The organism is Mycoplasma miroungirhinis (assembly GCF_013008815.1).
GTDB lineage: Bacteria > Bacillota_I > Bacilli_A > Mycoplasmatales > Metamycoplasmataceae > Metamycoplasma > Metamycoplasma miroungirhinis.
On the sequence record NZ_CP053097.1, the window covers coordinates 154,188 to 175,713 of the forward strand.

Genomic DNA, 21,526 nt, shown 5'->3' on the forward strand with positions numbered 1-21,526 from the left:
TCGTGTATTAATCAATTTATGTTGAATCTGATCCAAAAATATGGACAAGGAGAACAAAATGAAAATAAATATTAAACTAAAATCATTTGAACATACATTAGTAGATAATGCTTCTGTTAAAATAATAACATTAGCTAATAGTGATAATGACGCAATTGTTAGTGGACCTATTCCATTACCAACTAAAAAAGAAATTATTACAATTTTACGTTCAGTACACGTTAATAAAAAATCTCGTGAACAATTTGAATCTAGAACTCATAAACGTTTAATTATTATTGATAATGTTTCTGAAAAATTACTAGATCAATTTAAACGTATTAAATTGCCTGCTGGTGTTCAAATAACAATACAAACTGTTTAACAACAGTTATATTTTTTATTTAAATATATCAAATATTAAAATAAATTTTAAAATGAAAGGAAAATTATGAAAGGAATCTTAGGAAGAAAAGTTGGAATGACTCAATTATTCACTAATTTAGGTGAACAAATTCCAGTTACTGTAATTGAAGTTAAACCAAATGTTGTTACTAAAGTTCTTACAGCTGATAATGATGGTTACGTTGCAACACAAATAGCTGTAGAAGATAAAAAACAATCAAGAATTAAAAAACCTGAAATTAATAGATTCAAACAAGCTAACACAACACCTAAGCGCTTCGTTAAAGAAATTCGTAATATGACAGGTTATGAATTAGGTCAAATTATTGATGCATCTCTTTTTGAAGCAGGAGAAATTGTTGATGTTACTTCTATTTCAAAAGGAAAAGGTTTCGCTGGTGCGATTAAACGTCACAATCAAAAAATAGGACCTAAATCTCATGGTGGAGGTGGAGGATCAAAACCAGTTCGTCAAACTGGTTCAATTGGTGATATTTCAGGTAATAAAGTTGTAAAAGGTATGACAATGCCTGGACATTTAGGATCTGTTAAATCAACTATCCAAAATTTAGAAATTGTTTATGTAGATGTTAAAAATAACTTATTAGTTGTAAAAGGTTCAATACCTGGTGCTAAAAAATCTTTTGTAACTATTAAACAAAATGTTAAAGGATTACCAGCTAAAGAAGCTATTACATTAGTTGATTTAAAAATTGCTTTAGAAAAAAATGAATTATTTGAGCAAGCTAAAAAATACGGTGTTGAACTTACAACAACAATGTCAATTAGCGAAATGAAACAATTATTAAAAGAAGCTGAAGAAAAAGCTGTAGAAGCAGAAAACAATGAAGAAGGAGAAAATTAATTATGGCTGAAAATAAGGAAACTAAAAAAACCATTAACAAGTCAGTAAAAACTACTTCTTCAACTAAAAAACCAACATCAACTAATAACAAAACATCAAAAACTATTAAAACTAAAAATCCATCAGAGGTTAAAAAGACCCCTGTAGTTGTTAAAAAAACCAATACACCTGTTGAAACAAAAACTCTTCAATTTAGTAAAGAATTATTAAATGATAAGTTATTTGGATTAGAAACAGTTCATACACAAGCAATATTTGATACTGTATTAAGTGATAGAGCTAGTCGTAGATTATCAACTCATGCAGTTAAAAATAGAGGTCATGTTTCTGGAACTGGTAAAAAACCATGACAACAAAAAGGAACTGGTAGAGCAAGAACTGGTTCATTACGTTCACCAATATTTGTAGGTGGAGGAAGAGCTTTTGGACCAACTACTGCTAAAAATTATTCATTAAAAGTTAATAAAAAAATCAGAAGTTTAGCAGTGAGAAGTGCATTAAGTCAATTAGCAAAAGCAAAACAAGTATTTGTATACGAATTTAAACTAAAAAAACCTTCTACTTCAACATTAGTTGAACAATTAAAAGAATTAAAATTAAATAATAATAAAGTCTTAATTGTAACAAGTGATTTAAATGTATTCTTGAGTGCAAGAAATTTAAATAATGTCAAAACATTAAAAGTAACAAGTTTATCAGTTGAAGAATTATTAGCAACAGATTGTTTATTGATAAGTGAAAAAGATTTAAAAATCTTAGAAAGTTTGGTTAAGTAATGAATATTAATGAAGTTATTAAGTATCCAATATTAACTGAAAAAACATATCAACAAATGCATGGACAAAATGTTTATTCATTTGCAGTTGACAGAAAAACTAATAAAGTAGAAATTAGAAAAGCAGTTGAATTTATTTTTAATGTTAAAGTGGAAAAAGTTAACATTATAAAAGTATCTAAAAAACCAAAAAGAATTGGTCGTTTTCAAGGATTTACTAAGGCATATAAAAAAGCATTAGTATATTTAGCTGATGGAAATAGTATTTCATTCTTCCCAAATGAAGAAGAAAATAAAAAAGACAAAGAATTAGTTTCTTCAAATAATAAAGAAACTGTTAAAGAATTGTCTGAAGCAGAAAAAAAAGCAGCTGCAAAAATTCAAAAAGTAACTGAAGAAAAAAATAAATAACTATTTTAGTTACATAACAATTAATAAAAAAATAATATAACTTAAAAGAAAACAATATTTTTAAGTAGAGGAGTAATAATGGCAATAAAACATTATAAACCAACCTCTAATGGTAGACGTAATATGTCAACTTTAGATTATAAACTTAATTTAACAGGACATAAACCGGAAAAATCACTATTAGTACCATTAAAAAAACATTCTGGAAGAAATCATAGTGGTATTATAACAACCCGTCACCATGGTGGAGGAAACAAAAGAAAATATCGTTTAATTGATTTTAAACGAAATAAAGATAATATAGAAGCTGTTGTAAAAACAATAGAATATGATCCAAACCGTAGTGCTAATATTTCATTATTAGTATATAAAGATGGAGAAAAACGTTATATTTTATCTCCAAAAGGTTTAAATGTTGGTAATATCGTTGTATCTGGAGAAAATGTTGATATTAAAGTAGGTAATTCTTTATCATTAAAAAACATTCCAGATGGAACTTTTATTCATAATATAGAATTACAACCAAAACAAGGGGGGATTATTGCACGTAGTGCAGGAACTAGTGCTCAAGTTTTAGGTAAAGAAGAAAACGGAAGATATGTAATTTTAAGACTAAAAAGTGGAGAAGTTAGAAAAGTATTAGCAGAATGTAGAGCAACAATTGGTATTGTTGGAAATGAAGAACATTCATTAGTAAATATAGGAAAAGCTGGGCGTAATCGTCATTTAGGAATTAGACCAACAGTTCGTGGGTCTGCAATGAATCCTAACGATCACCCACATGGGGGAGGAGAAGGACGTCAACCAATCGGACGTAAATCACCACTTACACCATGAGGTAAAAAAGCTCTTGGAGTTAAAACTCGTTCAACTAAGAAATCATCAAATAAATTAATTATAAGAAGAAGAAAGGCAAATAAATAATGGCTAGATCACTAAAAAAAGGTCCATTTGTTGACGAACATTTAATGAAAAAAGTTCAAGCTATTTTAGATGGTAAGGCACCTAAAAAGCCAATTAAAACTTGAAGTCGTCGTTCAACAATTTTTCCAGACTTCATAGGGTTAACATTTCAAGTGCATAATGGAAAAATATTTAATGATGTATTTGTTACAAATGATATGGTAGGTCATAGATTAGGAGAATTCTCACCAACCCGTACATATACAGGACACGGTGCAGATAAAGGGAAGAAGAAATAATGAATAGTGCAAAAGCAAGTGTAAAAGTTCAAAGAATTTCTGCTTACAAAGCAAGATTAGTAGCTGACCTTATCCGTAACAAAAATACTCAAGAAGCAATTTCTATATTACAAACCACAAATAAAAAAGCAACAAAAATAATTTTAAAATTATTAAAAAGTGCAATCGCTAATGCAACTAATAACCATGGATTAGATGGACAAAAATTATATATTTCAAAAATTCTAGTAAATGAAGGGCCAACATTAAAACGTTATCAACCTCATTCAAAAGGAAGAGCATTTCCAATTTTAAAAAGAACAAGCCACTTCTATATTGAAGTAATTGAAAGAAACTAAGGAGTATTTATGGGACAAAAAGTTAATCCAAATGGTTTTAGATACGGAATTTCTAAAGACCATAACACAAATTGATATTCAGATAAAGCAAAATATGCTGAACAATTAATTGAAGACCAAAAAATCTATCGTTTCTTTAATAATTTAGTAAGAAATTATCAAATTGGAAATGTACAAATTTTAAGAGATCAAAAAGAACATGTTGTTGTTAAAATTCATACAGCTAAACCTGGAGCAGTTCTAGGAACAAATTGAGAAAATGTTAAAGATTTAACATTAAAATTAAAAAAATATCTTCGTAATAAAAAAATAAATTTAAGTATCGAAGTAGTTGAATTAAAAAATCCTGATTTAAATGCAAAATTATTAGCTGAAGGAATTGCTGAAAAATTAGAAAACCGTGGAAGTTTTAGATTAGCACAAAAATTTGCAATCCGTTTAGCAATGAAAGCAGGAGCAAAAGGTATTAAAACCGCTGTTTCTGGTCGTTTAAATGGTGTTGATATGGCTCGTAAAGAAGGATATAATGAAGGAGAAATGAAACTTCATACTTTACGTCAAGATATAGATTATGCTACCGCTACAGCAAGAACAACCTATGGAGCTTTAGGAATTAAAGTTTGAGTATCATTGGGAGAAAAACAATTGCAAGGAGAAAAAGATGTTACAACCAAAAAGAACTAAACACCGTAAAATGTTTAGAATTCGTCACGACAAAATAAAAGCAGGACGTGGAAATAAAGTTTCATTTGGTGAATTTGGTCTTCAAGCAAAAACAAGTGCTTGAGTAACTGCAAGACAAATTGAAGCAGCTCGTATTGCCATTACCCGTCGTATGGGTCGTGAAGGGCAAGTGTTTATTAGAATTTTCCCACATATGTCAAAAACTTCTAAACCTATTGGAGTTCGTATGGGTTCTGGAAAAGGTAGTCCAGAAGAATGAGTATCAGTAGTTAAAGTTGATACTATGATGTTTGAAGTTAAAGGTGTTAATGAAGAAATCGCTATGGATGCATTACGTTTAGGTGGTCATAAATTACCTGTAAAATGAAAGATTATTAAAAACCAAGAAGGAGTTAACTAATGAAATATCAAGATCTTAAATCAAAAAGTATTGAAGAATTAAATAATTTAGTTACTGACTACAAAGCTAATCTTTTTACATTACGTTTTAAAGCAAAAACAGGACAATTAGAACAAAACCATAAAATCAAAGATATCAAAAAAGATATTGCACGTGTTTTAACAGCATTAAATGAAAAAATTTCATCAGGAGAAACAAAATAATGGAAAGAACAAATAACCGTAAAGTATTATCAGGTAAAGTTGTTTCAAATAAAAATGATAAAACTATTATTGTTTTAGTTGAAACATATATAAAACATCCAAAATATAACAAACGTTTCAAAAAATCAAAACGTTTTGCAGTTCACGATAACAACAATCAAGCTAAATTAAACGATATTGTTAAAATTCAAGAAACTCGTCCACTTTCAAAAACAAAACACTTTAGATTAGTTGAAATTTTAGAACATTCACAAGAAGGAGAAGAATAATTTATGATACAAGAATTATCAAGAGCTAATGTTGCTGATAACTCAGGAGCAAAAGAAGTAGGAATTATTCGTAACTTAGGTGGATCTGTTAAAAAGTTTTCAAATATCGGAGATATTGTCATTTGTTCAGTTAAAAAAGCTATTCCAAATGGAATGGTAAAAGAAGGACAAATAGTTAAAGCTGTAGTTGTTAGAACTCGTTATGGTTTACAAAGATCAAATGGAACATATATTCGTTTTGATGATAATGCTGTTGTAATTATAAAAGAAGATAAAACACCAAGAGGAACACGGGTATTTGGACCAGTGGCACGTGAATTACGTGATAAAGGTTACTTAAAAATTGTTTCTTTAGCACCGGAGGTATTATAATGGCTAGTAAAAAAATTCGTAAAAACGATACAGTAGTTGTTATAAGCGGAGATTATAAAGGTAAAGTTTCTACTGTTTTATCATTAGACCAAAAAAATAATTTAGTAACATTAAAAGACGTAAACAAAAAAACCAAACATATCAAACCAAACCAACAAAAACAAGATGGTGGAATTGAAATCAAAGAATTTCCTATTCATTTATCAAACGTTGCTATCTTAGTAAAAAAAGGTACAGCTTCATCACCTGCTACATATTCAAGAGTGGGATTTAGCATTGATAAAAATAATAAAAAACAAAGAGTTATTAAAAAAACCAACAAAACATTTTAATTAAATTAAGGAAATATTATGAATAAATTACAACAAAAATATTTAGAAGTAACTAGAAAAGAACTTCAAGAACAATTTAATTATAAAAGTTCAATGCAAATACCACACATTAAAAAAATAGTATTAAATATGACAGCAGGAAATGAAGTTACTAATTCAAAAGCAATTGAAGAAGTTAATAATGAATTAATGTTAATATCAGGACAAAAACCAACCCAAACTGTTGCTAAAAAATCATTAGCAAGTTGAAAATTACGTGAAGGTATGCCTATGGGTTCTAAAGTAACTTTACGTAGAGAAAAAATGTGATCATTTTTAAGTAAATTATTAGAAGTTGCATTACCTCGGGTAAGAGACTTCCGTGGAGTTAATCCAAAAAGTTTTGATGGTAGAGGAAACTATGCTATCGGAATTAAAGAAGAAATTATTTTCCCTGAAATTAGTTTTGATAAAGTAAGAAAGTTAAAAGGTTTAGACGTAATCATTGTAACTAGTGCAAAAACAAATGAAGAAACATATGCACTATTAAAAAGTTTAGGTATGCCTTTTGGTAAAGGAGAATAATAAAAATGGCTAAAAAATCATTAATAGTTAAAGCACACAAAAAACCAAAATTCTCAACAAGAGCATATACACGTTGTGAGTTATGTGGACGTCCACATGCAGTATTAAGAAAATATAAAATTTGCCGTATTTGCTTTAGAAATTTAGCACACGAAGGTAAATTACCAGGAATTAAGAAAGCGAGTTGATAATTATGGCTATTATAACTGATCCTATTGCAGATATGTTTGTCAGAATCAATAATGCAAGAGCACGTAAAATGAGAGATGTGATTATTCCTCATTCATTAAAAAAAGTAGCTATTTTAGATATTTTTAAACGTGAAGGTTACATTGTTGATTTTAAAGAAATGATGCAAAATAATCATAAACATATCGTTGTATCATTAAAATACAAAGGTTTTACAGGTTCACAAAGTGTTATTAATGGACTTAAAAAAGTTTCAAAACCAGGTCTTAAAGTTTATGCTGGTGTAAAATCACTACCAAAAGTTTTAAGTGGATATGGTACTGCAATTATTTCAACATCAAAAGGTCTTTTAACAGATAAAGAAGCTAGAAAGGAAAATGTTGGTGGTGAAGTAATCGCCTTCATTTGATAAAAATGTCTAGAGTTGGAAAAAGAATTTTACAAATACCTACAAATGTTGAAGTTAATATTACAAATAACACCGTTCATGTCAAAGGACCAAAAGGAACATTAGAATATACATTTAATTCATTAATTAATGTTTTAATTGAAAATAATACTGTTACAACTCAACGTAAAAACGAAGAAAAACATACTAAACAATTACATGGAACCACAAACTCTTTAATAGCATCAATGTTAAAAGGTGTTAGTGAAGGATTTACAAAAGAAATCGAAATTATTGGAGTTGGATATAAAGCAACTCAAAAGGGAAATCAAATTGAAGTTATTTCAGGATATAGCCATCCAGTACTAGTGGATATTCCTAGCAATTTAGATGTAAAAGTTGTGAAACCAACTTATATTACAATTTCAGGAATTGATAAACAAGCTGTCGGTCAATTTGCAGCAATATTAAGAGATATTCGTCGTCCTAGTCCATATTCAGGAAAAGGAATTATGTATAAAGGTGAAAAAATTCGTCGTAAAGAAGGGAAAACTGCTTCTAAATAATAAGCAGAAAGGTATAATAAAATGCAAAAATCAAGAAAAGATAGACGTGTTACTAAACACATGAAAATTAGAATGCATTTACAAGGAACAACCGAGATTCCACGTGTAAGCGTTTTTAAATCATTACATAACTTTTATGCACAATTAATAAATGACGAAACACATACAACATTAGTATCATCATCTACAAAATCATTATCTCTTACAACAAATAATATTGATGCTGTTAAAAAGGTTGCAAAAGACTTTGCTTCAAAACTTAAAAATAAAAATATTACAAAAATTGTTTTTGACCGTTCAGGATATATTTATCATGGAAAAGTAGCAGCATTTGCTGATACACTACGTGAAGAAGGGATTAATTTCTAATGGAAAATAATTTAGAAAAAGCTCAAGTTGTAGCAACAACAGAAAAAACAACAAAAGTAGTGAAAAATACACATAAAAACAATTTTAAAGAAAAAGAAAATGATCAAGATAAAGTAGAGTTTAAACATCCAAGAAAACAAAACTCTCGTTTTAATAAAGATAAAGATACCAATAAAAAAACTACTAAAAGAGTAAGAGAATTTAACACTGTAAATTCAGAATTTGAAGAAAAAGTAGTTAATATTGCTCGTGTTACTGTTGTTGTTAAAGGGGGAAGACGTTTTAGTTTTTCAGCCTATGTTTCAGTTGGTAACAAAAAAGGAAAAATTGGCTTTGGGCATGGAAAAGCCAATGAAGTCCAAGATGCAATTAAAAAAGCAGTTAAAGATGCACATAAAAACATTTTTGAAGTTCCTATTGTTAATGGAACCATTCCTCACGAAATGCAAGCTAAATTTTTAGCATCTAAGATTCAATTACGTCCTGCACGTAAAGGGGCTGGAATCATAGCTTCAAATACCGTACGTAGTGTTGTTGAATTAGCTGGATATACAGATATTTCAACCAAAACCTATGGATCAAGAAACAAACAAAATATCGTTTATGCCACAATTAAAGCTTTAAAAAATTTAAAAACAGCTGATGAAATTGCTGAATTAAGAGATATTAAAGTAAGCGATTTATTATAGTATTTAAGGAGTAAAAATGCAAAAATTAAATAATCTTAAATATACACCAGGTGCAAGAAAAGATAAACATCGTGTAGGTAGAGGACATGCAGCTGGTAAAGGTAAACAAGCTGGAAGAGGACAAAGTGGTCAAACAAAACGTAATAATGTTCGTTTAGGTTTTGAAGGTGGACAAAATCCATGATTTAGACGTCTACCAAAAAGAGGATTTAAAAATGTAAATCACGTAGAATTTCAAGTTGTTAATTTAGATCAACTAGAAATAAAATTTACAAATAATGAAACAGTAAGTTTTGAAACCTTGTTTAACAAAGGTTTAATTAAACATTATGATCAACCTGTTAAAATTTTAGGACGTGGTGAAATTACCAAACCATTAATTTTAACAGATATAGATGCAATTTCTAAAACAGCTGAGAATGCAATTATTAAAGCTGGAGGAAAAATCGAGGTTGAATAATGAATAAAACTACAAAAGATCAAAAAACTCAGTCTCAAAAACTTAAAAAATTAAGTTTTGATTCTAAGTTTGTTAAATTTAAGAATAGTTATAATGATTTTTGAAAAAATCATGATTTAGTAAAAAAAGTAATTTTTACTATATTCTTATTAACTATCTTTGTAGCAGCAGGAACTATTACTATTCCTGGTATACATTTAGTAAATCAAGATAAATTAAATGGTGGAGATTTTTTAGGAATTTTAAATTTAGTTGGTGGTGGTGGTCTGAGAAATTTTAGTGTTGTTGCACTAGGAATTAGTCCATTTATTACTGCTAGTTTAATTATGATGATTTTACAAACTAAAATCTTTCCTCCTATATATAGATTAAGTCAATCTGGTCCACAAGGACGAATTAAAATTAATATAATTACAAGATTTGCAACATTAATATTTGCAATTATTCAAGCTATCGTTTTAACAAAAGCATTAAAAAATCCTAGAACAGGATTTGGAATTCGGATTATTAGTCAATTAGATACAAATACTTATGCATATTTTGTTTTACCTTTAATTTTAATTGCAGGAAGTTTATTTGCATTATTTTTAGGAGAATTAATCACTAATAAAGGTGTAGGAAACGGGACAAGTTTAATTATCTTTGCTGGTATTGCCTCAAATTTAATTCCTACCTTTAAAAATGCTTTTGAATTTCTTGTTACAAGTTCAAAAACACAATCTTTAGTATTTAAAGAATTAATTAACTTTAGTGTGTATTTAATTTCATATAGTTTAGTTATTTTCGTTGTAGGGTATTTTTATTTAGCTGAAAGACATATTCCGATCCAACAAGTAGGAGCCGGGCTTTCTAAAAATGAAAAAGAATTATCATATTTACCATTAAAAGCTAATCCAGCTGGTATTATGTCAGTAATTTTTTCATTAATGTTATTAAGTTTACCAACAATGATTGCAGGATTATTTAATCCAGCCACAAGTAGCTACTATAATTGAATTTATACTAATTTTCAAATAACTCAACCGATTGGATTCTTTTTATTTATTGTAATTACATTTGCTTTTACTTTGCTAATGGGGTTACAACAATCTAAAATTGATAAAATTTCTGAAGATTTTGCTAAAAACTCAACATTTATTCCTGGTATTAGACCAGGTGAGCAAACTGAAGATTACTTAATTACCAAAATATTAAATTTAAGTTATTTTTCAAGCATTTATTTAATTATTATTGGTGCTATGCGTTATGTCGAAGAAATGTTACATTTACCCGCTAATATAGCTTTTGGAGGAACTGGATTAATGATTTTAGTTTCAGTTACCATTGAAACACTTCAACAAGTTCAAGCTCGTTACAAAACTCAAGAATTATCAAGAAAAAGAAAGAAAATTTTACATAGTCTTGAAAATGGAGAAGAAGGTGATTTATTATGATAAAAACATATAAAGATCTCAATTTAATATTTTTAGGAGCTCCTGGAGCAGGTAAAGGAACCATTGCAAATTGATTAGTTGTAAATGATCAATTCATACAAGTATCAACTGGCGAAATTTTAAGAGAAGAAATTAAAAATCAGACTAAACTTGGTTTAGAAGCACAAGCAATTATGGCTCGTGGAGACTATGTTAGTGATGATATTGTTAATGAAATTATAAAAAATAAACTACAACAATTAACATCTAATAATAAACATTTTATTTTAGATGGATATCCACGGACATTAGCTCAAGTTGATTTTTTAGAATCACTTAATTTTACAAAAATAGATTATGTTATTTTATTAAATGTTGATAAAAATATCATTTTAGAAAGATTAACCAATCGGAGAATTTGTCCAAATTGTGGTTCCACATACCACTTAATTTCTCAAAAACCTCAAATTGAAAATACTTGTGATAAATGTAATCATAACTTAATCCAAAGAAAAGATGATCAACCTGAGGTTATTTTAAAAAGATTAGATGTCTTTAATAAACAAACAAAACCATTGATTAATACTTATCTTGGCAAAGGTAATTTAATTGAAATCAATGCAAATCAAAATGCAGAAAATGTTTATTTAGAAATTAAAAATAAACTTATAAATTTAACAAACAATAAATAATGATTTTAATTAAAAACTCACAAGAAATAAAAGACATCAAAAAATCTTGTGCTATCCTGGCAGAAGTAAAAACCATTTTATGAAACTTTATAAGACCAGGTGTTTCTTTAAAAGAAATAGATAGCATCGCTTTTAAAGAAATTACGAAACGAAATGCAAAGCCTGCTTTTTTAGGTCAATATGGATTTAAACACACATTATGTATTAGTGTAAATGAAGAATTAATTCATGGAATTCCTAGTAAGAGAATTTTAAAAGAAGGTGATTTAGTAAAAATTGATATGGGCGCAATTTGAAATGGAATGTATTCAGATAGTGCTTTTACTAAATATGTCGGAAATAATCCTAGTGAAGAAGACCTAAATTTAATTAAAGTAGCAAAAGATGCTTTTAAAGCTGGATTTAAAGAGGTTAAAGTAGGTAATAGAATTGGTGATATAAGTTATGCAATTGGAAAAGTTATTAAAGAAGCAGGATATTATACACCATTAGAATATACAGGTCATGGTATTGGTCATTCTTTACATGAAGATCCTTATATTTATAATGATGGTAAAAAAGATACTGGACCTTTAATAAGAAATGGTATGGTAATTTGTATAGAACCAATGATTTTACAAAAAACTTCGAAAACAAAAATTTTAAAAGATGGTTGAACTGTAGTAAGTTCATCTGGATTAAAATCCAGCCATTATGAACAAACAATTCTTATTGAAAATGATAATGCAATCATTTTAACAGGAGATAATATTTAATGGCAAAAGATGCAATCAAAATGACAGGTAAAGTAATAAAAGTTCATTCAACTAAAAATTTTATTGTGCAACTTGAAAATGGTATTGAAATTCAAGCAACAACAAGCGGAAAAATGTCTCTTCATAATATTAGAATAATTAATGGAGATACTGTTGATGTTGAAATGAGTCCTTATGATCTTTCAAAAGGACGAATTGTTTACCGTCATAAATAACGAAAGGAAATCGCATGAAAGTTCGTGCTTCTATTAAACGAATTTGCAAAGATTGCAAAGTTATAAAAAGAAATGGTACAAATCGTATTATTTGTATTAACCCAAAACATAAACAAAGACAAGGATAAAAAATATGGCTAGAGTTTTAAACGTTGAAATTCCTAACAACAAACGTGTAGTTATTTCATTAACATACATATTGGGAATAGGTCGTTCTACATCACAAGATATTTTAAAAGAAGCTAATATTGACGAAAATATTAGGGTAAAAGATTTATCTGAAGATCAATTAACCAAAATTCGTGACATTGCTAAAAAATATTTAACTGAAGGTGATTTACGTCGTGAAACCCAATTAAACATTAAACGTTTAATGGAAATTAAATCATATCGTGGTTTAAGACACCGTAAAGGATTACCTGTTCGTGGACAATCAACACAAAAAAATGCTCGTACAAGAAAGGGACCTCGCAAAACCGTAGCAGGTAAAAAAGGTAAATAATAATGGCAAAAAAACAAAAGAAAATTATTACCAGTGGTATAGCACATATCCATTCTACTTACCAAAATACCATTGTTTCATTTTCAGATGAAGCAGGTAATGTGTTTGCTTGATCATCTTCAGGAGCAATTGGTTATAAAGGTACAAAGAAAAAAACACCTTATGCAGCAGGATTAGCTGCACAAGCAGCTTTAGAAAAAGCATTAGAATTTGGATTAAAAGAAGTAAAAATTCTTGTAAAAGGTGTTGGTTCTGGTAAATCAACAGCAAGAAAACAAATTGAAGCTTCTGGATTATTAATTAAAGAAATAAAAGATGTTACACCTGTTCCTCACAATGGTACACGTCCACCTAAAAAAATATTAAAAAGAAAGTAGATTTAATTAATTATGGAAAAAATGACCAAAATTCATTATGCAGAGTTAACAACTGAAAAAATTAACGAATTTGATAGTACTTTTTCATTACAACCTTTATCAAGAGGTTTTGCAGATACATTAGGTACTGCATTACGTAGAACATTATTATCATCAATTACATCATGCTCTATTTTTGCGATAAAAATTGCAAACGTTCACCATGAATTTGAAATCTTAAGCGGAATTAGAGAAGATATTGTGACCTTATTAAGTAATTTAAGACATATTCGTTTTAAATATATTCCTGAACTTTTTGATCAACCTAATACAGTAATTAAAGTATCTTTTAATTTTTCTGGTAAAAAAATCATTTATGCAGGAGATATTCAAAGTGATATTTTAGAAATTGTTAATACTGATTTATATATTGCTGAAATTGAAGAAGGTGGACAATTACAAGTTGATCTATTCATAAAAAGTGGCAGAGGATATGTAGATTTTGAAGAAAATAAAAAAATTGTCGCAACTTTAGGTTCAAAACTAGATAGTAAAATAACCAATGGACAAATTTTAACAGTTGATAGTGATTTTAGCCCAGTTAAAAAAATTAGTTACGAAGTTAAAGAACTAAATAGTTCAAGTACTATTATTGAAGAAGAACTAATTTTACGTGTTGCTGTTGATGGGACAATAGTAGCAGCTGAAGCATTATCACAAGCTTCACAAATTCTTATTGCACATTTACAAATTATTGGTAATGTAGATAACATTCAAGAAATTAGACTATTTGAAGATGTTGCTCAAGAAAAAGAAAATAATCAAATGCGTTCAATGGATATCGAAAAATTAGGATTAACAATCAGATCAAAAAATGCACTACATCGTGCTGGGTATTATAAAGTTGATGATTTATTAAACTTAACAGAAGATGAATTATCAAATATTAAAAATTTAGGAAAAAAATCAGTTGATGATATAGTTAAGAAAATTAATACTTTCAGAGAAAATTTAAATAAAGGAGACGAATAATGGCAAATCCTGTGCAATTATATAGACGTAATTCAGAGTGAAGAAACCATGTGGAACGTTCTTTAGTAACAGATGTTTTAGTTAAAGGTAAAGTTGAAACTACATTAGCAAGAGCTAAACAACTACGTCGTAAAGTAGATAAAATGATTACAAAAGCAAAGAAAAACACTTTAGCTTCTCGTCGTCAAGTTGCAAGTTATTTAAGAAATATTCAAGCAACAGCAGAAAAAGATGCGATTCAATATGTATTTGATGTTTTAGGACCTCGTTACAAAGAACGTAACGGTGGATATTGTAGAATAATTAAAACCGGATTCCGTCAAGGTGATGGATCTGAAATGGCAATTTTACAATTAGTTTAATCTCATTAAATTACTTAATTGTAAATGACAAATTAAAGGAGAAATATTATGGCTATAGTTCCAAAAAGAAAAACATCTAAACAACGTAAACATTTACGTAGATCACATCATGCTTTAACAAAAAATACATTTAGCTCATGTTCAAACTGTGGTCAAGTAGTTTTACCACATAGACTATGTGAAAACTGTGGTTTTTACAACGGTAAAAAAGTTGAAGGTTTCAAAGCTAAACAAGATAAATAATCCAAAATAATAATACATATTAACACCAGAAAAATCTGGTGTTTTTTTATATTTTTTTTGAAGATAAAAAAATAACATCAAAATTATGTAAATATAATTTAAAATTTTGTATAATTTAGGTGATAGTGGGGAAAAGTGGGAATGTATGGAAATTATGAACGTGCTTTAGATGATAAAAATCGAATAGTTATTCCTGCAAAGTTCAGAGAAGAATTAGGAGATACTTTTTTCATCACTTTTGGTTTAGATAATTCCTTAACTTTACGAAGTCAAGAAGAATTTAACAAATTAACCAAAAAATTAGCAGACAACAATATGTTGGATAAAAATATGCGACTATTTAATCGTTTTATTCTTTCAAATACTGAAGAAATAAAATTAGATAAAACTGGCCGTTTTGTAATACCTCCAAGGTTCCTAGAAAGAGCTGCTATCAAAAAAGATATCATTTTCATTGGAATTGGTAATGTATCGGAAATATTTGCAAAAGAAATATATCAACAAGATATAAAATCATTCGATGAAACAGAACAATTTGACAATCTAGCGCAACTACTTTTTGAAAGTGGTGCTAAATTATAAAACATATTCCAGTTCTTCTTAAAAAAAGTATTGAAGCTTTAAATATTAAAGAAGATGGTATATACCTTGATTTAACTTTAGGACGCGCAGGTCATAGTCAAGAAATATTAAAAAAACTGACTACAGGACATCTTTATTGTTTTGATAAAGATCAACAAGCAATTGATGAATCACAACCAATACTTGCAAAAATATCACCAAATTTTACATTAATAAAATCAGATTTTCAAAATTTTGATTTAGAATTAGCAAAATTAAATATTTTTAAAGTAGACGGTATTTTAGCTGATTTAGGTGTCTCAAGTCCTCAACTAGATGATTTTAGTAGAGGATTTAGTTATTCCAAAGATTCATATTTAGATATGCGAATGGATCAAACTCAAAAACTTGATGCTCATTATATAGTTAATAATTACTCAGAAGCAGCTATTAAGAAATTATTACAATTTAATGCTGATGTAAAGCTTGCACGACAAGTTGCTAAAGCTATTTGTAATAATAGACCAATAGATACTACTTTACAATTATCAACAATAATAAAAAACACTTATCCAGCTTATTTATTAAGACAAAAAAACCCTTTAAAAGCAGTTTTTCAAGCAATTAGAATAGAAGTCAATGGCGAACTTGAATCACTTCAAGTGATGTTATCTAAAGTAGATAAAATATTAAATAAAAATGGTATTTTAGCTATTATCAGCTTCCATTCTATTGAAGATAAAATGATTAAAACATTTTTTAATTCTTTGAAATTAGAAACAAGCACTTATAAATTGCCCATTCAAATGCAAGAAAATTATAAGATCAAAAAAATAATTGTTTCTGATCAAGAAAAAAACACAAACTATCGTTCAAGAAGTGCAACATTAAGAACACTTCAAAAGCTTATTGATTAATGGAATAAAAATGGAAAGAAAAATAATTGTTGTTATCAAAGAATTTTTTAAAAAATTTACTATTTGTGCTTTCGAAAGTATAAATGGCGATTTTCAAACAATATTCTCACATTCCATTAATAAGCATCAAGATCAAAATAACATAATTAATATGTTTCAAAATACGCTTGAAGAAATTAAAAATATCACCAAAGGTGATGTGCAAAACATAATTTATTCAATCGAAGATCCTAACTCTTTTTATATTAGTAAATTAAATTTAAATTGTAAAAATATTCCTATAACATTTGATCATTTTAATTTAAATACAATCAATCATCAACTTACAAAAGATACTATCGATTTTTTAGCCTATTATCAAGCAAATGATATTAAAGCTATTAAGCATGACAACACTATTTTATATCCACACGATTTTAAATCATTACCATTAGCAGATTTAAAATCATTAGAAGCAGTTGTTAGTCGATACTTTATAAAACAACAAGCATATAAATATGCTCAAAATTTAATAAATAAATTATCTTTAAATATTGAAAAAATGATTATTGGTTTTCAATTAGAAAATTTATATATTTCTAATGTAAAATCTCAAGATAACAAAATCTTAATTAAAATTTTAGAAGATAATGTATTATTGTCTTTTGTTACCAATAACATTATCCAAGAAACCAAAATTCTTCAAAATGGAATCAATATTTTAATTCATAAATTAGCAAACATTTTAAACATAACTTCATACGAAGCGAGATGTTTAATTGCAAATTATAATTATTTCGAAGAAAATTTGCAACAACCTTTTTTATTTAGAAAAGATAAATCTTTACAAGTTATAAATGATTTAATAAAAAATTTCTACCTAAATATTTCTCATCACATAACTTGTATGTTAAAGTTATATAATAATTTAGATTTTTCACAAATACAATTTGAGATTATTGAATCACAAATTCTTAATCTAACAACTTCAAAACAATTGTTACATTCATTACATCCCAATAATGAAATTAAAACAATATATGATTATAAACTACCTATTTATAAATATATCAATTTCAACAACTGAGCCTTAGTTAATTATTTAAAATCTAATATCTCTGATCAAGATATTACAAATACATATACAATTAATACTCAAACAATTGAAAACATTAAATTTAAAAAACCAACCATTTTTAAAAATTTTATTAAAAGAATATTCGCAATGTAGGAGAATATATGGAAACATCACAAACAAATACAGTATCAGAAACCATCGAAGCTACTGCTTCTATTAAAATAGTAGGAGTAGGAGGAGCTGGAAATAATTCATTAAAAAGTTTAATGGATGTACAGTTACCTGGAGTTGAATTTGTTGCTGTTAATACAGACAAACAAGCATTAAAAGAATTTCCTAATAAAGACATTTGCTTACAAATAGGCGATGAACACGGACGTGGAGCAGGAGCTGATCCTGAAACTGGAAAACAGGCAGCAATTGATGCACGTAATGATATAAAAGATCGTCTAAAAAATACAGAACTTGTCATCATTGCAGCTGGTATGGGTGGAGGAACTGGAACAGGTGCTTCTCCTGAAATTGCTAAAATAGCAAAAGAAAATGGTTCATTAACAATAGCAGTAGTTACAATGCCTTTTATTTTTGAAGGTAAAAAAAGAACAGAAGTTGCTTTACAAGGTTTAGAAACCTTAAAAAAAGAAGTTGATGCTTATATTATTGTAAGTAATGAAAAACTTCTTAATGCATTTGGTGAATTACCAATTGATGAAAGTTGAAAATATTCTAATATAACTTTAAAACAATTAATAAGATCAATAATTGATATTACGGTTTTACCTTCATATATTAATTTAGATTTTGCTGATTTACAAAACTTAATTAAAAAGAATCCAGGTGAATTAGTTGTTGGAATTGGAAAAGCAACAGGTAAAGATAAAGCCGAAAAAGCAGTTTCACATGCTTTAAAAAGTCCTATTATTGAATCAAATATTATGGGCGCATCACAATGTATTGTGCATATTTCAGTTGGAAATAATGCAACATTAAAAGACATTAGTGATGTATCTCAATTTATGAACAAAATCATGAATAAAGAAGTTGATATGATATTTGGTTATAATAAAATGGAAAGCGAAAATAAAGAACAAGATGATAGTCTTGTAGTAACTATAATCGCTGCTGGAATTAAAGAACAATTTAAACAAGATACAAATACAATAAGAAACGAAGTTAATAAACAAATGGAAAAATCATTAGTATCTTCACCAAAAGAAACTATCGAAAATAACGATATAGAAGATATAACACTTGAAAATGAAAATAATTCTAAAAGCAATGGTTTCTTTGATTTCTTTAAATAAAAAACGATGTCTTAGAAGTTTTTAAAGATCAATTAAATCATCATTATTCCCGAGATATTTCTCGGGGTTTTTTATTACTCTTTTTGAATTTTATTTTGATATTATTTTTATATAATTTAATTTATAAGGAGAAATATGACAAAAAAAATATCACCGATGAAATTAGCAGCTCAATTATGAGATTCAGCTAATAACCTAAGAAAAAACTTCGAATCAAAAGAATATAAAGACATCATTTTAAGTTTAATATTTTATAAATTTTTATCTTAAACTTTTATTGATTGAATTGAAGATATTGATGAGAAAAAATATGATATTAAAGAAATTAAAGAAAAAGAATATGACCCCTCATATGAAGAAACTAAAAACCTTTTCTTATATGAAAAAGGTTATTATATACCTTATAAATTTATGTTTCATACTTGAATAAATAACGATCCACAAGATGAGGAATTTTCATTAGCACTATTTGATCAAGCATTAATATCATTTGAAAAAAGTATTTCAGAAGCTTATGATGGTATGTATATTCAATTGTATCAAGGGATTTTAAAACCACTAAAAGATAATTACAACCCAGAAACAATTAAAGACCGTCGTTCAACTGAAAATAACTTAAAGGAATTAATTTTAAAAATTAATGAAATACCTACTGGAAAACAAGATTATGATTTATTAGGTTATGTTTATGAATACTTTATCGGAAAATTTGCATCTACATCTGCAAAAGGAGATGGACAATATTATACACCACATGAAGTTTCTGATTTAATGTCTGAAATTATTGCTCATCATTTAAAAGATCGTAAAGAAATTTCTATTTATGATCCCACTTCTGGGTCAGGTTCTTTACTTTTAAATATTGGTAAAACATACCAAAAATTAACAGGAAAAGAAAAGAACATTACTTATTATGCACAAGATGTATTATAAGTTGCATATACTACAACTAGAATGAATTTATTAATGGCTGGTATACCAGCTTCTAAAATTCATGTAAGCATGGGAGATACTTTAAAACAAGATTGACCATTTGATAAGAATGATATAAACACTTCTAAAAGATTGGATGCAGTTATTTCTAATCCACCTTATTCATTAGAATGAGATCCTGTCAACGCAGCAAGTGATCCAAGATTTATAAATTATGGTTTAGCACCTAAATCAAAAGCTGATTTTGCCTTTTTATTACATTCATACCATCATTTAGAAGTAGATGGTATTATGGCTATTGTTTTACCACATGGAGTATTATTTAGAGGTAATAGTGAAAAAGCCATAAGACAACAACTAATTAAAAATCATGCAATTGATACAATTATAGGTTTACCTGATAATATGTTTTTTAATACTAATATTTCAACTATTATTATGATTTTGAAAAAAGATCAAAAAGAAACTGATGGTTCTATTCAATTTATTGATGCATCTTCATTGTATGAAAAGAAAGATAAATTTAAAAAGTTTAATGTTTCACATATTAAACAAATTTCTCATGCAGTTATTAATAAAAGTAATATTAAAAACTTTTCAAGAGTTGTTTCATTACAAGAAATTGAAGCAAACGATTATAATTTAAATATTTCAAGATATATTGAAAATTTTGAAAAACCAGATGAATTTGATTTATTTGCTTTATTAAATGCAAAAATCCCTCAAAAAGAAATTGATTCATTTGCTAATTTTTGAAATATTTTTCCTTCCTTACCTAATAAACTTTTTACAAAAGATGTTCAACATCAAAATTATTTAGTATTTAAAGACATCAACAATTTAGATAATGATATTTTAGAAGATTTAGAAATTAAAAATTATCTTCTAAAATTTAATGATAATTTAAATAATTTAAAAGAATTCATTAAGATTAAATTTAATTCATTAAATTCATTTAAAAATAAAGATGATTGAAAATTTTGATTAGAATTTGATGAACTGTTTTTTAAAAGCTACAATAACATTCATTTAATTGATAAATACCAACTATATCAAATCATCCATGAAATAAATACTGCAATTTTAGAGGATGTTAATGTTTTAGCACAATATAATGTAACAAATAATTTTGTTTTAGATAATTATAAAGACCTTTTTGAATTAATTGAAATAAAGAAAACTAAACAAGAATTAAGTGATAATATTATTTTTTCTAAAGACTTTTTAATAAATACTTTCTTTAAAAACCAACAACAACAATTAGACGAAATTACTATCCAAAAAGACGAATTAGTTGCTTCAATTCAAGAATTAAAAGATAATAAAGAAAAAAATGATATTTCAGATGAAGAAATTGCAAAATTAAATAATGAAATCAAAACATTAGAAAATCAAAACAAAGATCTCAAAGACAAAATTAATAATTTAACTAAACAACTTTCAAATGATTTAATTTCCAAAATCAAAAATTTAACAAACGAAGATTTTTTAAATTTACTATATACTAAATGAACAGAACATTTATTTATCAAAATTGAAAATAAAATCGAAGATATTTTAAATTCATTTATCGCAAATTTAAAAACATTATTTGATAAATATAGTGAAACTATGGAAGATTTAAATAGTCAAATAAAAAATACTCAACAAGAATTAATTTCATTATTAGGCGATTTAAAAGCAGAAGATGAACCCAAGCGTTAGTAAATTCTTAAAATTTAGTAT

General features: G+C 27.2%; 34 protein-coding genes and 2 pseudogenes. All 36 read left to right on the plus strand.

The window, feature by feature from the left end; translation table 4 throughout:
• Positions 1–58 precede the first annotated feature (58 nt).
• Entirely contained in the window at positions 59–364 is a 306-nt protein-coding gene (gene rpsJ, locus HLA92_RS00705; protein WP_237023532.1) for a 30S ribosomal protein S10, read from the plus strand.
• 66 nt (positions 365–430) lie between these two features.
• Positions 431–1,108, plus strand: a pseudogene (rplC, locus tag HLA92_RS00710) (50S ribosomal protein L3); the annotation flags it as partial.
• Between the two features lie 143 nt (positions 1,109–1,251).
• On the plus strand, positions 1,252–2,025 hold the full coding sequence (gene rplD, locus HLA92_RS00715) for a 50S ribosomal protein L4 (protein WP_171112542.1): 774 nt from the start codon (positions 1,252–1,254) through the stop codon (positions 2,023–2,025).
• Positions 2,025–2,435 (plus strand): 50S ribosomal protein L23, encoded by a 411-nt coding sequence (gene rplW / locus HLA92_RS00720; RefSeq protein ID WP_171112544.1) that lies wholly within the window; start codon positions 2,025–2,027, stop codon positions 2,433–2,435. Before rplD ends, rplW begins: the two co-directional genes overlap by 1 nt.
• A 78-nt stretch (positions 2,436–2,513) precedes the next feature.
• Positions 2,514–3,359, plus strand: coding sequence for a 50S ribosomal protein L2 (gene rplB, locus HLA92_RS00725; RefSeq protein WP_171112546.1), 846 nt, complete (start codon positions 2,514–2,516; stop codon positions 3,357–3,359).
• Positions 3,359–3,637: a 30S ribosomal protein S19 gene (gene rpsS, locus HLA92_RS00730; RefSeq protein ID WP_171112548.1), complete on the plus strand. Its 279-nt coding sequence runs from the start codon at positions 3,359–3,361 to the stop codon at positions 3,635–3,637. The genes rplB and rpsS overlap by 1 nt, the downstream gene beginning before the upstream one ends.
• Positions 3,637–3,975 carry a 50S ribosomal protein L22 gene (gene rplV, locus HLA92_RS00735; protein WP_171112550.1) on the plus strand — a complete coding sequence of 113 codons (339 nt, stop codon included), beginning with the start codon at positions 3,637–3,639 and terminating at the stop codon, positions 3,973–3,975. Before rpsS ends, rplV begins: the two co-directional genes overlap by 1 nt.
• Before the next feature lie 9 nt (positions 3,976–3,984).
• A complete protein-coding gene (gene rpsC, locus HLA92_RS00740) occupies positions 3,985–4,659 on the plus strand; it encodes a 30S ribosomal protein S3 (protein ID WP_171112553.1) in 675 nt (224 codons plus the stop codon).
• The gene (rplP, locus tag HLA92_RS00745) at positions 4,637–5,059 is read left to right on the plus strand and encodes a 50S ribosomal protein L16 (protein ID WP_171112555.1); all 423 of its coding nucleotides are present in this window, start codon (positions 4,637–4,639) and stop codon (positions 5,057–5,059) included. Before rpsC ends, rplP begins: the two co-directional genes overlap by 23 nt.
• Positions 5,059–5,262, plus strand: coding sequence for a 50S ribosomal protein L29 (rpmC, locus tag HLA92_RS00750; RefSeq protein WP_171112557.1), 204 nt, complete (start codon positions 5,059–5,061; stop codon positions 5,260–5,262). The genes rplP and rpmC overlap by 1 nt, the downstream gene beginning before the upstream one ends.
• Complete coding sequence (rpsQ, locus tag HLA92_RS00755) at positions 5,262–5,531, plus strand: 30S ribosomal protein S17 (RefSeq protein WP_171112559.1); 270 nt, start codon at positions 5,262–5,264, stop codon at positions 5,529–5,531. The genes rpmC and rpsQ overlap by 1 nt, the downstream gene beginning before the upstream one ends.
• A gap of 3 nt (positions 5,532–5,534) precedes the next feature.
• Positions 5,535–5,903 carry a 50S ribosomal protein L14 gene (gene rplN, locus HLA92_RS00760; RefSeq protein WP_171112561.1) on the plus strand — a complete coding sequence of 123 codons (369 nt, stop codon included), beginning with the start codon at positions 5,535–5,537 and terminating at the stop codon, positions 5,901–5,903.
• On the plus strand, positions 5,903–6,235 hold the full coding sequence (rplX, locus tag HLA92_RS00765; RefSeq protein ID WP_171112563.1) for a 50S ribosomal protein L24: 333 nt from the start codon (positions 5,903–5,905) through the stop codon (positions 6,233–6,235). The genes rplN and rplX overlap by 1 nt, the downstream gene beginning before the upstream one ends.
• Positions 6,236–6,250: 15 nt before the next feature.
• Entirely contained in the window at positions 6,251–6,799 is a 549-nt protein-coding gene (rplE, locus tag HLA92_RS00770) for a 50S ribosomal protein L5 (RefSeq protein ID WP_336508847.1), read from the plus strand.
• A gap of 5 nt (positions 6,800–6,804) precedes the next feature.
• Positions 6,805–6,990, plus strand: a complete 186-nt coding sequence (locus HLA92_RS00775; RefSeq protein ID WP_171112568.1) for a type Z 30S ribosomal protein S14 — start codon at positions 6,805–6,807, stop codon at positions 6,988–6,990.
• A gap of 8 nt (positions 6,991–6,998) precedes the next feature.
• Positions 6,999–7,400 carry a 30S ribosomal protein S8 gene (gene rpsH / locus HLA92_RS00780; protein ID WP_336508848.1) on the plus strand — a complete coding sequence of 134 codons (402 nt, stop codon included), beginning with the start codon at positions 6,999–7,001 and terminating at the stop codon, positions 7,398–7,400.
• A 2-nt stretch (positions 7,401–7,402) separates the two neighbouring features.
• The gene (rplF, locus tag HLA92_RS00785; RefSeq protein WP_171112572.1) at positions 7,403–7,942 is read left to right on the plus strand and encodes a 50S ribosomal protein L6; all 540 of its coding nucleotides are present in this window, start codon (positions 7,403–7,405) and stop codon (positions 7,940–7,942) included.
• A 21-nt stretch (positions 7,943–7,963) separates the two neighbouring features.
• Positions 7,964–8,311 (plus strand): 50S ribosomal protein L18, encoded by a 348-nt coding sequence (rplR, locus tag HLA92_RS00790; RefSeq protein ID WP_171112574.1) that lies wholly within the window; start codon positions 7,964–7,966, stop codon positions 8,309–8,311.
• On the plus strand, positions 8,311–9,000 hold the full coding sequence (gene rpsE / locus HLA92_RS03390; RefSeq protein ID WP_237023533.1) for a 30S ribosomal protein S5: 690 nt from the start codon (positions 8,311–8,313) through the stop codon (positions 8,998–9,000). The genes rplR and rpsE overlap by 1 nt, the downstream gene beginning before the upstream one ends.
• Positions 9,001–9,016: 16 nt before the next feature.
• Positions 9,017–9,460, plus strand: coding sequence for a 50S ribosomal protein L15 (gene rplO, locus HLA92_RS00800; RefSeq protein ID WP_171112576.1), 444 nt, complete (start codon positions 9,017–9,019; stop codon positions 9,458–9,460).
• Positions 9,460–10,896: a preprotein translocase subunit SecY gene (gene secY / locus HLA92_RS00805; protein WP_171112578.1), complete on the plus strand. Its 1,437-nt coding sequence runs from the start codon at positions 9,460–9,462 to the stop codon at positions 10,894–10,896. Before rplO ends, secY begins: the two co-directional genes overlap by 1 nt.
• On the plus strand, positions 10,890–11,564 hold the full coding sequence (locus HLA92_RS00810) for an adenylate kinase family protein (protein WP_171112580.1): 675 nt from the start codon (positions 10,890–10,892) through the stop codon (positions 11,562–11,564). Before secY ends, HLA92_RS00810 begins: the two co-directional genes overlap by 7 nt.
• Positions 11,564–12,319 carry a type I methionyl aminopeptidase gene (map, locus tag HLA92_RS00815; RefSeq protein ID WP_171112582.1) on the plus strand — a complete coding sequence of 252 codons (756 nt, stop codon included), beginning with the start codon at positions 11,564–11,566 and terminating at the stop codon, positions 12,317–12,319. Before HLA92_RS00810 ends, map begins: the two co-directional genes overlap by 1 nt.
• On the plus strand, positions 12,319–12,534 hold the full coding sequence (infA, locus tag HLA92_RS00820; protein ID WP_171112584.1) for a translation initiation factor IF-1: 216 nt from the start codon (positions 12,319–12,321) through the stop codon (positions 12,532–12,534). Before map ends, infA begins: the two co-directional genes overlap by 1 nt.
• Positions 12,535–12,548: 14 nt before the next feature.
• Complete coding sequence (gene rpmJ, locus HLA92_RS00825) at positions 12,549–12,662, plus strand: 50S ribosomal protein L36 (RefSeq protein WP_169605176.1); 114 nt, start codon at positions 12,549–12,551, stop codon at positions 12,660–12,662.
• A gap of 5 nt (positions 12,663–12,667) precedes the next feature.
• Positions 12,668–13,036, plus strand: a complete 369-nt coding sequence (gene rpsM, locus HLA92_RS00830; RefSeq protein WP_171112586.1) for a 30S ribosomal protein S13 — start codon at positions 12,668–12,670, stop codon at positions 13,034–13,036.
• A gap of 2 nt (positions 13,037–13,038) precedes the next feature.
• Positions 13,039–13,413 carry a 30S ribosomal protein S11 gene (rpsK, locus tag HLA92_RS00835; protein ID WP_171112589.1) on the plus strand — a complete coding sequence of 125 codons (375 nt, stop codon included), beginning with the start codon at positions 13,039–13,041 and terminating at the stop codon, positions 13,411–13,413.
• A gap of 12 nt (positions 13,414–13,425) precedes the next feature.
• Entirely contained in the window at positions 13,426–14,424 is a 999-nt protein-coding gene (locus tag HLA92_RS00840) for a DNA-directed RNA polymerase subunit alpha (RefSeq protein WP_171112591.1), read from the plus strand.
• Positions 14,424–14,786, plus strand: coding sequence for a 50S ribosomal protein L17 (rplQ, locus tag HLA92_RS00845; protein WP_171112593.1), 363 nt, complete (start codon positions 14,424–14,426; stop codon positions 14,784–14,786). The genes HLA92_RS00840 and rplQ overlap by 1 nt, the downstream gene beginning before the upstream one ends.
• 48 nt (positions 14,787–14,834) lie before the next feature.
• Positions 14,835–15,029, plus strand: coding sequence for a 50S ribosomal protein L32 (rpmF, locus tag HLA92_RS00850; RefSeq protein ID WP_171112596.1), 195 nt, complete (start codon positions 14,835–14,837; stop codon positions 15,027–15,029).
• A gap of 141 nt (positions 15,030–15,170) precedes the next feature.
• Entirely contained in the window at positions 15,171–15,611 is a 441-nt protein-coding gene (mraZ, locus tag HLA92_RS00855; RefSeq protein ID WP_171112598.1) for a division/cell wall cluster transcriptional repressor MraZ, read from the plus strand.
• A gap of 44 nt (positions 15,612–15,655) precedes the next feature.
• Positions 15,656–16,507 carry a 16S rRNA (cytosine(1402)-N(4))-methyltransferase RsmH gene (rsmH, locus tag HLA92_RS00860; protein WP_419538386.1) on the plus strand — a complete coding sequence of 284 codons (852 nt, stop codon included), beginning with the start codon at positions 15,656–15,658 and terminating at the stop codon, positions 16,505–16,507.
• Positions 16,508–16,517: 10 nt separating this feature from the next.
• Positions 16,518–17,717 carry a hypothetical protein gene (locus HLA92_RS00865; protein ID WP_171112600.1) on the plus strand — a complete coding sequence of 400 codons (1,200 nt, stop codon included), beginning with the start codon at positions 16,518–16,520 and terminating at the stop codon, positions 17,715–17,717.
• Positions 17,718–17,725: 8 nt separating this feature from the next.
• Positions 17,726–18,868, plus strand: a complete 1,143-nt coding sequence (gene ftsZ / locus HLA92_RS00870) for a cell division protein FtsZ (RefSeq protein WP_171112602.1) — start codon at positions 17,726–17,728, stop codon at positions 18,866–18,868.
• A gap of 135 nt (positions 18,869–19,003) precedes the next feature.
• Positions 19,004–19,138, plus strand: a complete 135-nt coding sequence (locus HLA92_RS00875) for a type I restriction-modification system subunit M N-terminal domain-containing protein (RefSeq protein WP_171112604.1) — start codon at positions 19,004–19,006, stop codon at positions 19,136–19,138.
• Positions 19,139–19,390: 252 nt separating this feature from the next.
• Positions 19,391–21,505 (plus strand): annotated as a pseudogene (locus HLA92_RS00885) (type I restriction-modification system subunit M).
• The last annotated feature ends 21 nt before the right edge of the window (positions 21,506–21,526 follow it).